The sequence below is a fragment of the Nostoc sp. CMAA1605 genome (assembly GCF_021596505.1).
Lineage (GTDB): Bacteria > Cyanobacteriota > Cyanobacteriia > Cyanobacteriales > Nostocaceae > Trichormus.
In genome coordinates, this window is record NZ_PJIZ01000045.1 from 1 (window position 1) to 14,049 (window position 14,049).

Sequence of the window (14,049 nt, forward strand, 5' to 3'; positions counted from 1 at the left end):
TAGGACGCAGCGCATTAATTCAGGTAGGGGCGGTTTGTGGCTATCAAGGCCGATATCGCACCAGTTTTATCGCCTCGGCTTTAATGTGGCCAGGGTCTGTAATTATTGTGGCTACAGAAACAGTACAGCAACGTCTATTGCGGGTGGAAATTCCCCGTTTACAGCAATGGTTACAAGTTAATAAACCAATCAGAACAGGTGACGCTTGGCCTAATGCTGAGTTCCAAGGGCTACTTCTCACCACCCCAGAAGCTTGGTTAAAAGGTCAGCTATTACCCAGCCCTAGTTTTCCCCCAGGGATTCCTACCATCATTGATGGTGTGGATGATTTAGAAGATTGGGTACGTCAGCAGCTTACTAACACCATGGCACCCCCAGACTGGGATCAATTACTCTTAGCTTGTCCCCAACAAGCTGACACCATCCGTTCTTTGAGGGCGCAGCTCACCCATGAATTATTTCAACATCCCGCCAACCCTTACGAGTGTTATTTAATTGCTCAATCAGAAGCGGATATCTTAAGCAGTCTATGTCAAGTTTTAGCAACCGTTGATAATATCCCCACAGTTTGGCAACAATTTTGTCAACAATTCCAAAAACTCAACGAAAATTCTGTCCCTGACCTTTTTTGGTCTACTATTGCCCGTCGTCAGGGCTTATTCTCTCTACATTACGCCCCTATAGAATTAGGCAGTATTCTCGCCCCCATTTGGCAAAGACAACCTGTAGTTTTAGTGGGTAGTGCTTTTGAGCCAGAAACCGAAGCTCCCTTATTTCGCCAGCGTTTGGGGTTAAATGATGACATTACCTGCTTGAAATTCGCCTCTGATAGTCAGTCAGAAGCCATTCAACTGCATATTCCCTATAAGTTACCTCTACCCAATACACCAGAATTTCAAGGGGCATTTATTCATAAGGTGCGGACACTCCTGTGTTTGAGTTCTACCGCCCCAGGCTTGACGGTGGTATTAGTGGGGGATGTACCACTCAAAGCCCAAACCGGTGCAATTCTCGCCGCCGAGTTCGGCACAAGAGTACAAGTAGAAAAAACCTGTTTAGATGACAATGGTATTTTAATCACTGGTTGGGAATTTTGGCGCGAACATCAAGCCGTTTTACCCGCACCCCAATTGTTAATTATTGCAACTTTACCTTTACCATCTCTAGAACATCCTTTAGTCGCTGGTAGGGTAGCTTACTATAAGCGATCGCATCAAGATTGGTTTCGGTTATTTCTTTTACCTACAGCCTTAAATGAACTACAACGAGCGATCGCACCTCTACGTGAGCATCAAGGCATTGTAGCCCTATTAGATAGTCGCGTCATCAACCGTAGCTACGGTTCTCAAATTCTCACAGCCTTGAGTCCGTTAGCCCGTCTTAACTATCTAGATCCGAGTTTATTTACTCAGGGTGAGGAGTGAGTGGTGAGTGCTGAGTGCTGAGTGCTGAGTAATGAGTGCTGAGTAATGAGTAATGAGTAATGAGTTAGGAAATAAATTCTACCTTGTCCCCCTGCCCCCCTTGTCTCCCTTGTCCTCAATCCCCAGTCCCCAGTCCCCAATCCCCAGTCCCCAATCCCCAGTCCCCAATCCCCAGTCCCCAATCCCCAGTCCCCAATCCCCAGTCCCCAACCCCCCGCCCCTCTTTTCAAGCTAAAATACCTCATGACATCGACTGAGAACCTGCGTTGAGTTGTGGATTTCTGATTATGGGTGAAGCAAAGCGTCGTAAAGAATCACTGAAGGAACAATACGGTCAAGAAAATCGGATCTTACCTTGGGTTCCCATTACTAAAAGCCAAGCAGAACTATTCATGACGTGGACTACTCGCGGAACTTGGGTCTGCATCGGCATTTTAGTTTTTGTTTGGGTGACTATTCGTTTTATCGGCCCTGGTTTTGGCTGGTGGCACGTTGTTTAGTATCTCTTTTGGGTGAAGTAGATCAAGGTAAATCATTAAAGGTTTGTAGTGAGAACTTTAGTTCTCTCTCCGAGATGCTGCGCGAACAGACAAGGACTAAAGTCCTTACTACGAACTGAATTATAGTATTTTTCCAGTCGCTATACTTAAATCCCTATGGCAACAGTTAATTGTATTAGCTTAAGAGAACGTTAGTTCATTGCGAATTAGTTTTATCAGGGCTTTTATGGGTGTTTTAAGCATCCCGATTGTTAAGCTATAGCCTTTCTCAGTCTAGTGAAGTACAATAACAACAATGAGTAAACCAATTAAAAATATCATCTAAAGAGACTTGGCTAAAAGCAGTTTCAATTGCTATTACTAAATCTGGATAACTCCTAGCACCGATAGAACGGAGTGCATTCTTAATCTTTGACCAACAATTTTCAATGGGTGAAAAATCAGGAGAATACGGTGGTAAATAAATCAACTTAGCTCCAGCAGATTCGATGAGTTTTTCAATATCCCCACCTTTATGAATTGAGCAATTGTCCATGATTACATAATCACCTTTCTTCAGTTTCGGAACTAGTTTTTGCGAAATATAAGCCTCAAATGTTAGACCATCAGTCGCTCCTAAAATACTGTATTGGCTAACGACTCCTCTCAAACCAATTGCACCAATTATCGAGACATTTTTACTACGTTTTTGCGGTCTTTGACCATGCGCTCTTTCACCTTTTTTGGCACGAGCAGACTGTCTGTCCAAAGATAGATTCGCTCCGGCTTCATCTAGAAATATCAGCTTTTGGGCTGGTATTCCTCGTATTTGTAGCCAAAACTGTAATCTTAACGCTTGAACTCTTGGAGTATCTTTTTCTGCGGCGTGCAATGTTTTTTTTTAAGCTAATTTCCATCCTCTTTAACATTCTGTCTACTGTCGAAATCCCAATGGTTATTCCTGTTTTTTGTTTGAGTAGCTCCCGAATTTCTGATAAAGTGGCATCATTTTTGGCTTCTACTATTTCCTGAAGCACATTCAATTGCTGAGAGTTTAGCTTTGGTGGCGTTTGTTGTGTTCTGACTTTCGGTGCGATATTTCCTGTTTCTCTATACTGTTTCAGTAATTTCTCTATAAATCCTAAAGTTACACCAAATCTTTCTGCTAACTGTCGTTGTGATATTCCATCTTTTAAATATGTATCCAGTATCTTTTGACGCAAATCGAGGGAATATGCTTTCATTTTTACCCTAGACTAGTATGTACAGCTTTATTTGCTCAATTGTACTTCAGCAGACTGGGAAAGGCTATAACTATGATTTCTACCCATCGTTAGAGTGACTCACCTCTACTCTTCCATATGATTGGCTAACAGAGTTTATCAAAAATTAGCTGACGGACTTCCAGACAATAAAGTATTCAATCAGAGCAAATAAGTAAGTCGGTGCAATAAAACCAAACTATGTGAATAAAAGTAAATAAGGCTCAAACTCTTTTTCCCCCTGCCCCCTGCCCCCTGCCTTATTCCAACAATAATTATTTACGCCGACCTACTTATCATCATTAGATTCTTCTCCCCCTGCGTCCCCTGTGTCCCTTACTCACCAAAGCGATTGTATATTTTTGTAGCGGGAAATCCCTTAATATTCTTCGGTACTGGCAATCTCCGCGCTAGAAACAACCAATGGAGGCAAGATTAATAAATGATTATTATTTCTTGGGATAAAAATTAAATAATTATATTGAGGAGTTTTTCTCTAGATGATTGAGCTACTTTATTGCGGGGTAATGAAAATATTTATACTCTTCTACTACTTTTCTACCTTGCAGCCGCAGTCTAGCTTAATCTCGATCAAAGATTTGTCAAGCTTGCAGCCGAATTAGAATTATACTTTGTCACTTACCCTGATCATTACTGGCACTAAATGTAAAAACCTGATGAGTAGCAATCAGTGCTTTTTCTGTGGTTGACAAAGGCTAAAACTAGGTTAATCTTAAGAGCGATCGCTGCTATTACAAAAAGAAACTGACAGAGTTTTGTAAAGAAAGTATCAAGTTGGCTGATTCCACCCGCAAATTTAATTTTGCAAACTGAATAGTTTGATACGGCAGCTGATGCAGTTTTTTCTTACCCTAAGCCAAGGTGGGTTACAAACTACCTGAACAAATGTCCGGTAATTGTAATGAATAGTTTACAATACCAATGGGTGGAAAAATCTAAAGAAAATATAAAAGAAACTCAAATGACTGTGGTGTCTGGAGGACAAAAGTGTTTCTAAGACTAGCGCATCAACATCGGCAGTTCGTTCAAGACTTGGTAATGAATCTACAAGCCTTGGCAATCGTACTAGAACGACGGGATATCCTGCATCCTGTTATACTTGTGGCGATCAAATGAACAGTGCTTCATTTATGGTCAGCCTGGGCAATAACCACCTGATCAGGTTTTTAGTCTCCGATTATGGGATTACCTGGACAGAAATGCGTGATGATCGGGAATTAATGAAATTAGAAGGTGCAGAAGCAATTAATCAATTGCAAGAGTTAGCAAATCTCGTCAAGCAACCTACACCAGTTGTTGCGGGTGCTAAGGTATTGGCGAAAAGAGGTTAAAAATATCTGTATTTGGGTGTGATTACCACAAATCGTCCAGAATCGATCCTCAAATTGAGCATCGGTTAAATTTTCATGAGCAATGGTTAATTGATAATCAACCAGCCAAATGCTGTACTGTGTCCGTTGTGGCTACCCAAATCCAGTCTCATACTAATTTTGGATTTTGGATGCAAGGATTTTGGATTCAAAACCTAGATTCTTAGCCTATTCCCGAATCTTGAAACAATACTACCTATCCCAATTCAGGACTAAAGTCCTTACTACGAACTGAATTCTAGTGCTTTGACGTTGGTTGACAGAGGTTGGGTTTTCCCAGTTGTGTTACTTTCTGTTGAGGAAGTTGAGATATTAGCTGGAATTTTGCTCAATCATATTTGAATTAGGTTAGCGTTTTTGGGCGTAGTGAATTACGTCTGCGTTAGCTTAATCTGCAAAAATATAAGTAATTCTTCTACAACCCATTACCAATTAAAATGAAAGATGCCCAGTAGTATGGGTGATTAAAACTACCAATATTGGGAACTGAATTTGATTTATTGCCTGTAGATGAGTCACCATTAATTAAACTTAACTGTGCTTGTTGTAAAGCAGTAGTTTTAGTCATCTTTCCTGTGGCTAGTTTGGCGTAAAAAGCATTCATCAGGACTTGCGTACCACCATCATCTACCGTCCAGAGGGAAGCGATCGCAGACTTTGCACCAGTTTTTTGAATTTGGTAGCCAAAGCCTAAAATTTCTTGACCATTACCTAATTCACCACCTAAACCAGTTTCACAAGCACTCAAAACAACTAAATCGACGTTAGGTAATGACCAACTAGCAATATCTGTAAGATTGACGCGCTCGCCATTGCCAAATAGAATAAACGAGTCTTGCGGCTGACCCACTACAAACGCTGCATGAGTCGCTAAATGAACAATTGTATAATCATCCATTTGCGGGACTGTAATTTCAGGAGTAAAAGCCTGATCTAACAGTGTTTTAGTTTGAGGAAAGGTAGAGGCTAAAGAATTCACTTCAACGGCTGCAAATGGTAAGCCAGAAAAGGCTACACGACGATTACCTAATGCTACTTGATAACTACCCTTAGTAAACGCCCCAGCTAAAATCCGCAAATCCTTATGAGGATTGGTGTTTAGGTTAGTCAAACTAGCGGATGTAATATAGTCAACACTGTATTTTTGTACTAACCATTGTTTACCATCATACAAAGCAGACAAGGGAATATAACGTAACTTCCCATCAGGTGCATACAATAAAGTTTGTGTCCCTGCCTGTTGGAGTTCCGATTCTAGAGGTTTAATTAGCCAGTTGTATAATTGGCGTGCAGGGGTTTTGACATCACGACTGGGATTGATTAAGGCTTGACGAAAAGCCGTGATGGTTTGATTGAGTGTTTCTTCACTGACTGCAATTGTGTAATGAATTGGCGGTGATTCTGGTGTCACTAAGACCAATTCTAAGCGGTTGGGGAGGACTAAAGGATAGATAATTGCCGATTTTTGCGGTAATTTAGCTAAATCATCCCTTAAAGAGTTGATATTTTCTAAATCTAGATTTTGTTGCCTAGCAGTTTGACTAATTTTTTGTAGTTGGGTGGTAATAGCTGGACTAGAGAGAAACTTATTAAAGGCTGCTAATTGTTGCTGCTGCTTGTTCACCAATTCCTGGAGGCGTTGTGTTTGCTTTAGCGATCGCGTTTGGGGTGATATTTGTCTAATACTATCTAATTCCTTACCTATCGCTATGGAATTATTTAAGGTTTGTTCTAATTTCTGTTTTACGGCTTTTTCACCGGAAACTAAATCGATTCCTGTGGTAGTACGTTGATTACCAGGAATATTCTGCATATATCCTTGCAATTCTTCTACTTTGAGTAAATCAATCGTCCTTTGCGCTTCAGCTACGCGTCCTTGCTTCAGCAGATGCTCTCCTAAAAGACGGTAAGTTTGAGCTACAGTAATGTTATAAGCATCTGGTTGTGGCTCAGACATCGCTGATGGTTGCAAACGTGCTAACTCACGATTAATCAGGCAATGCTTGTAAAAGAAAATAGCTAACTCTGGTTGATTTTGTACCTCAAACAAGTAACCGATATTACTGTAAGTTTTACCTCGTTGGATGGGATCATCTATTTGCCGATAAATGACTCCTGCTTGGAGATAAGCCTGCAATGCTTGGGAATAATCACCTTGAGCCTGATAGACTCTACCCATGTTATTAAAAGTCACACCTTCCCAAAATGGTGTAGCTTTAGTTTTAGTCATCTCTAAAGCTTTTGCTAGCTTATTCATCGCAGTAGGAAACTGCCCTTTTCGAGATGCAGCGATCGCTTGCGAATTTAACTGTGCTACTATTTGGGCATCATCAGGAGATATTGCAGATGGAGCTGTATTTCCACTCCCCACAGTAGGTTTTAAATCCTGATTTGACGGTTCTGAGTTCTGACAACTAGCCAGGACAACCCCTAGAAAGATGATAATTAAGTAAGATTTAAAATTAGAGTACATAAAAAAACACTCCTTAATATTGAGGAGCGTAGATACTGATCAATGGGACTTATTTTATAATTCAATGCCTTTTTGTGTTATTCCATAATTTGGAACTACCTAGCAATTAATCAACAAAAAGATGTTTGAAGAACAATCTAACCAAGCGCAATTACCACCTACTAGTGCGATTGAACTTCCCAAGGTAAGTGAATTTGATACTTGGTTTGCACATCCTATCAGAGTTCATCCCCACCACACTGATTATGCTGGTATTGTTTGGCACGGCACATACCTTACTTGGATGGAGGAAGCAAGGGTAGAATGTTTGCGTTCTATTGGGATCAATTTTGCTGATTTAGTAGCTTTAGGCTGTGATTTACCAGTTGTAGAAATCTCGATTCGCTACCATCTTTCTATTCAGTTAGGAATGGATGCGGTAGTCAAAACGCGCATGGCTGATGTGACTGGTGTCCGCATCAACTGGGATTATGCTATTGTTTCCACCGATGGACAGCAATTATACGTTACAGCCAAAGTGACTTTAGTCGGTTTAGACAGAGAACGAGGTAAAATCATGCGCCAGTTACCTCCCACTGTTCAGGATGCTTTTGCTAAACTGGCTGCACCAAAGAATAATTAACTATTGACTGTTGACTGTTGACTATTGACTGTTGACAGTCACCATAATTGATCTACTCTAATTACCCAGATTCAATTTTGATACTGTTTGAATCAGTCTCATAATTTGTTGCCAAATATCCTGCGGCGTAATCCCAAAACCAATATGTAATAAAATAAGAATTGCTGCAATCATCAAGGCATTACTAATAGTTGCTTTTAATATTCTCCAAACAATGATAAAAACAATCCAAGCTACAATTAGGGTAGGAATCATAATATAGTTTTCAGAATTTGATGGTGGTTAGTCAGACACTGTTGATTAGTAGCCAGCACTACACCAGAATACATACTTGGGTTTTCATTATTACTTGTCAAATTTCAACACAGTGTTGTTTTGACAAAAATATTTATAATTTAACAATCAGAATTTTCGGCTACTATTAGTCTGATATTTATACCACAGCAACCTATACTAATTCCGGAAAGAAAACTAGTATCTTAGACATAATTAGTCAATTATTTTGGCGGAAGAGGTAAAAATAGAGACTAAGAATAGGCTCAGAAATAAAAAGGTAAAAGGCAAAGGACAGGAATTTTTTACCTTTGGACTTTTGCCTTTTTGTTCTAGTACCTTTTTTAGCTGACAGAGATCATACGTGGTTCGCTAGCAAAACTTTTGGTAGCTGTTAATACTTCTTGTCTTGCCCATTGATCTGCTGCCAAAATGTCATCTAAAGAGGGATTTGCACAGTTATCATGTTGATGGCGATCGCACACCCATTCAATACAACGTGGAATGTCTAAAAATTTGATTTTCTCTTCTAGGAATAAAGCCACAGCCTGTTCATTAGCAGCATTTAACACCGCAGGCATCGAACCGCCAGCTTTACCCGCCGCATAAGCCAACTGCATACAGGGATATTTTTGGTGATCTGGTTCACGGAAGGTTAGATTACCAGCTTTGACTAAATCTAGTCTTTCCCAGTCAGTGTATATGCGTTCTGGCCAGGACATGGCATACAACAGGGGTAAACGCATATCTGGCCAGCCTAGTTGTGCTAGTACAGAAGTATCTTGTAATTCAATCAGCGAGTGAATAATGCTTTGGGGATGAATGACAATTTCAATATCTTTGTAATCTAAACCAAATAAAAAATGTGCTTCGATGACTTCCAAACCCTTATTCATCAAAGTGGCAGAATCAACGGTGATTTTTCTGCCCATTGACCAGTTAGGATGTTTGAGAGCATCAGCAACCGTCACTTCTGCTAACTTTTCTACTGGCCAGTCTCGGAATGCTCCTCCCGAAGCTGTGAGTAAAATTCGCCGCAGGCCGCCTTGAGGTACGCCTTGGAGACATTGGAAAATCGCCGAATGCTCAGAATCAGCCGGGAGTAATTTAACACCGTGTTTTTCTATTAGTGGTAAAACTACTGGGCCACCAGCAATCAGGGTTTCTTTATTGGCTAAAGCGATATCTTTACCAGCTTCAATGGCGGCGATAGTTGGCAGCAACCCTGCACAACCCACAATACCAGTCACCACCGTTTCCGCATCACCATAGCGAGCAACTTCGATGACCCCAGCCTCACCACCGAGTAAAATTGGTTGGGGATCAAGGTCTTGTAAGGCTGCTTTGAGTGCTGGGAGTTTTTCGGCGGCGGAAATAGCGGCTATTTGTGGTCGAAATTGCCGAATTTGGGCGGCGAGCATTTCTACATTGCTCCCAGCTGCTAAACCCACAATCCGAAATTGATCTGGGTGCTGAGTAACAATATCTAAAGTTTGCGTACCGATAGAGCCGGTAGAACCAACAAGAGTTATAGCTTTCACAATTGCTTAAGAATTTACAGCTAACTCCCACTATAAATTGCCACGTACTCATTCAGAACAGCGATCGCAACAATTCGTACTGTCTTTCGTATGATAAATTTACTACCATAAATACGCAAACTTAGTATATCAAAATACTAAATAGGTCATTATCCATGCTTAAAATGATAAAAATGTTTAAGAATTTCTATAAGTATCACTGTGGCATTAAATTTACATAAATTTTCTTTGTCAAGTCGGATACTTAGGAGGGGATTGGGGATTGGGGATTGGGGACTGGGGATTGGGGATTGGGGACAAGGTAGACAAAGTAGAATTTATCTCCTAACTCATTACTCAGCACTCATTACTCAGCACTCAGCACTCACCACTCACCACTATAAAATTTGAATTTTAAATTTTGAATTTTGAATTCGGAGCAAAGTGACGTGACGACAGTTCAGATATTAATTAGAAAAGTTTTGTGGAAAAATCATATTTTCTTCCCCGTATTAATGTGGTTTCTCAGTCGAGTCATTATCTGGACAACAATGTTGTTAATTACACCAACATTATTTTCGTCAATTCATTGGCATTGGGGTATTTTTGATGCTTGGGATGGTGTACACTATCGAGCGATCGCCACTACTGGTTACGAATTTGTCAATGATGGTAAACAACACAATTTAGCTTTTTTTCCCTTGTTTCCCTTCTCTATCAAGTTATTAATGCAGTTGGGGTTATCCTTTGAAGTTGCAGGATTATTAATTAATAACTTGGCATTTTTAGCTGCCCTGTACTGTTTATACTTATGGTTAAAGGAATTTTACGGTATAAGAGTCGCTCAGTGGGGTACAGCTATCCTGTGTTGGTATCCTGCTTCGATGTTTACGGGGGTAATTTATACCGAGGGACTGTACTTATTTCTGAGTACAGCCACTTTAAGAGCCTTTGATACAAAACAGTATAGCTGGATGGCGATTTGGGGAGCAATGGCCACAGCGACGCGTCCGACAGGGTTAGCGTTAATACCTGCTTTGATTATGGCAGCAATTAAAGAACGGAGAAATGCGATCGCTTATCTCGCGAGTTTAGCCACTGCCACCGGAGTATTATTATTTAGTCTTTACTGTACTATCCGCTTTCATGATCCCCTAGCCTTTATTGCAGCACAGCGCGGTTGGCGGCCTTCCTTGGGATTTGATTGGCAAGGATGGTTAAATATGGTTATGCAAATTGTTGTAGGTGAGAAAAACTGGCAATTTGGTTGGGTAAAGGCTACATCAGGCTGGATTAATGATCCCTGGCATCCGCTAATTTTTATATTACTGAGTATCGGTGCTTATTGTTTATACCATTTCCGTAAGTCTTGGATTGCTGTTAACTTAGCCTATGGTTTTTACACCCTAGTTTTATTACTGCTAATTTGGACAGATACCAATTTAATGAATCAAATACTCAATGCTTTTATGGTGTTGGGTGGTATTTACTGTTTGTGGTGTTGTCGTCAACAACTCACCCCAGTCACTTTGATGTATGGTTTTTGCGGTGTGGGCTTATTGTTAGCTTCCGGTGGTACTATTTCCCTCAGTCGTCTTGCCTATGGGATTGTACCCTTGAATGTCGCAATGGGTCTATTAGTTTCTCGTCATCCGCGTTTGGGATCTTTCACCTTGGGTTTATTCGTCGCCTTACTTGCTAAACTCGCTGTGGGATTTGCTCAAGAACAATGGGTAGGTTAATAATTTGCATTTCTATCTTTGATCATTGATTGATAAAATCAAACATAACTCAAAGTTATTCCTAAATTATCAGGATAATGATTTATTATTGGTTGATAAATCAATGAATAAAAAGAAATATGTATTGTTCGCCTTACCTTTAATTATATTTTCTGGATTTTTATTTTGTACTATCCTGGGAATGTTATTAAATCCAGAATCCTTCTATAAATTTTTCTCACCTACACAGTTATACAGGGCAATTCCACCACAACTACCTCATAGAAGTTACTACTGGGATGTAGAACATTACGCCGCATTGGCTATCAATCCTAGTTGTAATGCTTTTTATCCTCTTTGGCCTTTTATTATTCGGAGCTTATTTCATCCCCAGAATATAGAACAAGCAGCACACTACTTTCTAGTAGTAGCGAATTTTCTATCTTTTATTGGGATTTTTGCGCTTTTTTGGGTTTTTAACATAGCTTTCAAGAGAGTAAGTTTAGCTTTCTTATTAGTTCTGGCATATTCTGTGAACCCTATGGCTATATTTCGTTTTATAGGTTACACCGAAAGTTTATTTGCGCTATTGAGTACATTATTTATCTGGGTTTGCTTACCTAGATTAAAAATTAATCAAAATATTAAACTGTGCTTAATTTTTATGCTGACATTTTTGTTGGCTTTAACTAGACCTGTACTTATTCAAATATGTTTTTCTTCTCTTGCTACTTTAGGAACTATTGTGTATATACAATACCTCCAAGAAAAACAGAGTTTGGGAGGTAGTATATTCACTATCATCAGTCAGCATTTATATGAGATTAAACTAACTATTAATATTTGGATATCAGCATTATTAGGCTACTCTGTCTATGGTAGTTTTTGTCTAATTAACCGAGGGGATTTTCTGGCTCCGTTTCAAGATCAAAAACTGTGGGGTAAGAGTCTAGGACTGCATTTAGAACTTTTATTCACCCCAAAATCATTACTATTTGATTTGTTAGCTCTTTACTTACCTTTTATAGTTTTGTTTTTGGCTATTATCTGTGTATATTTAGAAATTTATCAAAAAAGCATACCATTTTTTATTCCCCAATCTCGACTATGGAACATTCTCTTTATCTACCCGCCATTATTAGTTATTTTATATATATTTAATTTACTGAAATATCACAAAGTTAGACATGATGAATATATTAAGCAATTGATGAATAATAATTATGTTTCTTTCCTCAATGAAAACTATATTTTTTGGTTTTCTATCTATTTTACTATTATTCACTGTATCATTGTATTTTTTACGCAAGACCGTCTTTTTAGTTTAGGTAGATTTATATTTGCTTTACCTTTTTTCTTTATAGCAGTTGGCTATACATATCGTTATCTAATACCAAAAAATAAAGGCTATGATGCTATATTTATCTTTATTTTTGTCTCTGCAATTGCTTTGATTGAACAATGGTATAATTACGGACAAGATAAATGGTTAGGTTGAGAAATCACTGATTTGATGGTGTAGTCAAGATAAATGAACAACAGAATGCGTATAATAAAACCGACTGATTTATCAATTATTTATGAATAACTAATTTTATCAATAAAATAAATGATTAAAAATAATTATATTTTTAGCAATGATTGGTTATTTGTGATCGGAATTTGGTTATTTAGCAGATTCTTTATAATTATTGCTATGTTGGGAATTGCACCCTTACTACCTGCACCAAACAACGGCATAGCTGCAACTTTAGATTGGGACGTTTTTTCTGCCTTTGATAGTGTTCATTATGAAAAGGTAGCAATCCAAGGTTATGGTTATTCAGTCATAAATCAAGACTATTCAGTTGTATTTTTTCCTCTATTTCCTCTGATATTAAGAGGATTAATTATTTTGGGTTTACCATTTAAATTGGCAGGCACATTACTAAATAATTTAGCTTTTTTATGGTCACTAATTGTATTATTCTCTTGGATAAATAATTGCTATGGCATTAAAGTTGCAAGATGGGTATTGGCTGTAATGACTTTCTTTCCTATGTCATTATTCGGCACAGTAATTTATACAGAAGGATTATATTTATTGTTGAGTACAGCAACTTTAAAAGCTTTTGATCAAAGAAAATATGTTCAAATGGCTATTTGGGGTGCTATGGCTACAGCCACTCGCCCGACAGGAATCGCTTTAATATTATCGTTATTGATCGTATCCTTCAAGGAAAGTAGAGGTATCAAAGCCTATATTTTCAGTTTAGCCAGTGGTATTGGCATATTCCTATACAGTATATACTGTCAAATTAAATTTGGCGATTTTTTAGCATTTGTTCACGCACAAAAAGCATGGCGGACTGAATTGGGATTCCGATGGCAAAGTTGGTTAAAGATACTGATGCAGATAATTATAGGCCCGGTAAATGTCAAGTCTGGATATATTAAAGATCCTTGGTATCCACTGCTGTTTTTGAGTTTGATCATTATCGCTTATTTATTATGGTATTTCCGTAAACGTTTAGGTTCTCTCAAAGTAGATTATGCGTTTTTCATCTTAATATTATTAGCCTGGTTATTAGCGGGAGATCCTTTAATTAATGTGGGAATAGTCTTGGGAGGTGGTTACTTATTATGGCACTTACGTTCTCAACTCCTCTCAATAATTTTTGTTTACGGTTGTTGCGGTTTGGGACTAATTTTTGCATCTGGGGGAACTATATCCATGAATCGCATCGCTTACGGTATAGTATCACTCAGCATTGCTTTGGGGATGTTGCTATCTCGCTATTCTCGTTGGGGATATGCCGCTATGGCGTTTTTTACCATACTTTTAATTACTTTTTCTATACGATTTTCACAAAATCTATGGGTAGCTTAAAAGTAAAGATGTAAA

Annotated in this window: 12 protein-coding genes and 1 pseudogene; 8 read left to right on the forward strand and 5 right to left on the reverse strand. The window is 38.8% G+C overall.

Annotated features, from left to right (window positions below; all coding sequences use genetic code 11):
• Positions 1–1,424, forward strand: a 1,424-nt coding sequence (locus CV014_RS16215) for a helicase C-terminal domain-containing protein (RefSeq protein ID WP_236142973.1), incomplete at its 5' end; no start/stop codon positions are given.
• Here the strand turns inward: CV014_RS16215 and CV014_RS16220 are convergent.
• The gene (locus tag CV014_RS16220; protein WP_236142974.1) at positions 1,409–1,654 is read right to left on the reverse strand and encodes a hypothetical protein; all 246 of its coding nucleotides are present in this window, start codon (positions 1,652–1,654) and stop codon (positions 1,409–1,411) included. The genes CV014_RS16215 and CV014_RS16220 overlap by 16 nt on opposite strands.
• A gap of 57 nt (positions 1,655–1,711) precedes the next feature.
• Between CV014_RS16220 and CV014_RS16225 the strand changes: the two genes are divergently transcribed.
• The gene (locus CV014_RS16225; RefSeq protein ID WP_236142975.1) at positions 1,712–1,924 is read left to right on the forward strand and encodes a DUF2839 domain-containing protein; all 213 of its coding nucleotides are present in this window, start codon (positions 1,712–1,714) and stop codon (positions 1,922–1,924) included.
• Positions 1,925–2,192: 268 nt separating this feature from the next.
• Here CV014_RS16225 and CV014_RS16230 read toward each other — a convergent pair.
• A protein-coding gene (locus CV014_RS16230; RefSeq protein ID WP_236141298.1) for an IS630 family transposase occupies positions 2,193–3,147 on the reverse strand; the annotation gives its coding sequence in 2 pieces (ribosomal slippage) (positions 2,193–2,805 and positions 2,804–3,147; 957 coding nt in all).
• 1,077 nt (positions 3,148–4,224) lie between these two features.
• Between CV014_RS16230 and CV014_RS16235 the strand changes: the two are divergent.
• Positions 4,225–4,517 (forward strand): annotated as a pseudogene (locus CV014_RS16235) (DUF1815 family protein).
• Between the two features lie 454 nt (positions 4,518–4,971).
• Here the strand turns inward: CV014_RS16235 and CV014_RS16240 are convergent.
• Positions 4,972–7,029, reverse strand: a complete 2,058-nt coding sequence (locus CV014_RS16240) for a CHAT domain-containing protein (RefSeq protein ID WP_236142976.1) — start codon at positions 7,027–7,029, stop codon at positions 4,972–4,974.
• A 121-nt stretch (positions 7,030–7,150) separates the two neighbouring features.
• Here CV014_RS16240 and CV014_RS16245 point away from each other — a divergent pair, with 121 nt between their 5' ends.
• Entirely contained in the window at positions 7,151–7,651 is a 501-nt protein-coding gene (locus tag CV014_RS16245) for an acyl-CoA thioesterase (RefSeq protein ID WP_236142977.1), read from the forward strand.
• A 57-nt stretch (positions 7,652–7,708) separates the two neighbouring features.
• On the opposite strand, the gene CV014_RS16250 is transcribed toward CV014_RS16245, so the two are convergent.
• Positions 7,709–7,906: a hypothetical protein gene (locus tag CV014_RS16250; RefSeq protein ID WP_236142978.1), complete on the reverse strand. Its 198-nt coding sequence runs from the start codon at positions 7,904–7,906 to the stop codon at positions 7,709–7,711.
• A 362-nt stretch (positions 7,907–8,268) separates the two neighbouring features.
• Positions 8,269–9,465, reverse strand: coding sequence for a 1-deoxy-D-xylulose-5-phosphate reductoisomerase (dxr, locus tag CV014_RS16255; RefSeq protein WP_236142979.1), 1,197 nt, complete (start codon positions 9,463–9,465; stop codon positions 8,269–8,271).
• Between the two features lie 255 nt (positions 9,466–9,720).
• Between dxr and CV014_RS30110 the strand changes: the two genes are divergently transcribed.
• From CV014_RS30110 to CV014_RS16270, 4 genes are all read left to right on the forward strand, one after another.
• Positions 9,721–9,855, forward strand: coding sequence for a hypothetical protein (locus tag CV014_RS30110; protein WP_268964733.1), 135 nt, complete (start codon positions 9,721–9,723; stop codon positions 9,853–9,855).
• Between the two features lie 38 nt (positions 9,856–9,893).
• Positions 9,894–11,186, forward strand: a complete 1,293-nt coding sequence (locus CV014_RS16260; RefSeq protein ID WP_236142980.1) for a mannosyltransferase family protein — start codon at positions 9,894–9,896, stop codon at positions 11,184–11,186.
• Between the two features lie 103 nt (positions 11,187–11,289).
• Positions 11,290–12,663, forward strand: a complete 1,374-nt coding sequence (locus tag CV014_RS16265) for a mannosyltransferase (protein WP_236142981.1) — start codon at positions 11,290–11,292, stop codon at positions 12,661–12,663.
• A 111-nt stretch (positions 12,664–12,774) separates the two neighbouring features.
• A complete protein-coding gene (locus tag CV014_RS16270) occupies positions 12,775–14,034 on the forward strand; it encodes a hypothetical protein (RefSeq protein WP_236142982.1) in 1,260 nt (419 codons plus the stop codon).
• Positions 14,035–14,049: the final 15 nt, after the last annotated feature.

Coding starts and splice junctions, on each gene's coding strand:
- CV014_RS16225 (WP_236142975.1), top strand. CDS start 1,712: ATGGGTGAAGCAAAGCGTCGTAAAGAATCACTGAAGGAACAATACGGT.
- CV014_RS16240 (WP_236142976.1), bottom strand. CDS start 7,029: ATGTACTCTAATTTTAAATCTTACTTAATTATCATCTTTCTAGGGGTT.
- CV014_RS16245 (WP_236142977.1), top strand. CDS start 7,151: ATGTTTGAAGAACAATCTAACCAAGCGCAATTACCACCTACTAGTGCG.
- CV014_RS16250 (WP_236142978.1), bottom strand. CDS start 7,906: ATGATTCCTACCCTAATTGTAGCTTGGATTGTTTTTATCATTGTTTGG.
- CV014_RS16265 (WP_236142981.1), top strand. CDS start 11,290: ATGAATAAAAAGAAATATGTATTGTTCGCCTTACCTTTAATTATATTT.
- CV014_RS16270 (WP_236142982.1), top strand. CDS start 12,775: ATGATTAAAAATAATTATATTTTTAGCAATGATTGGTTATTTGTGATC.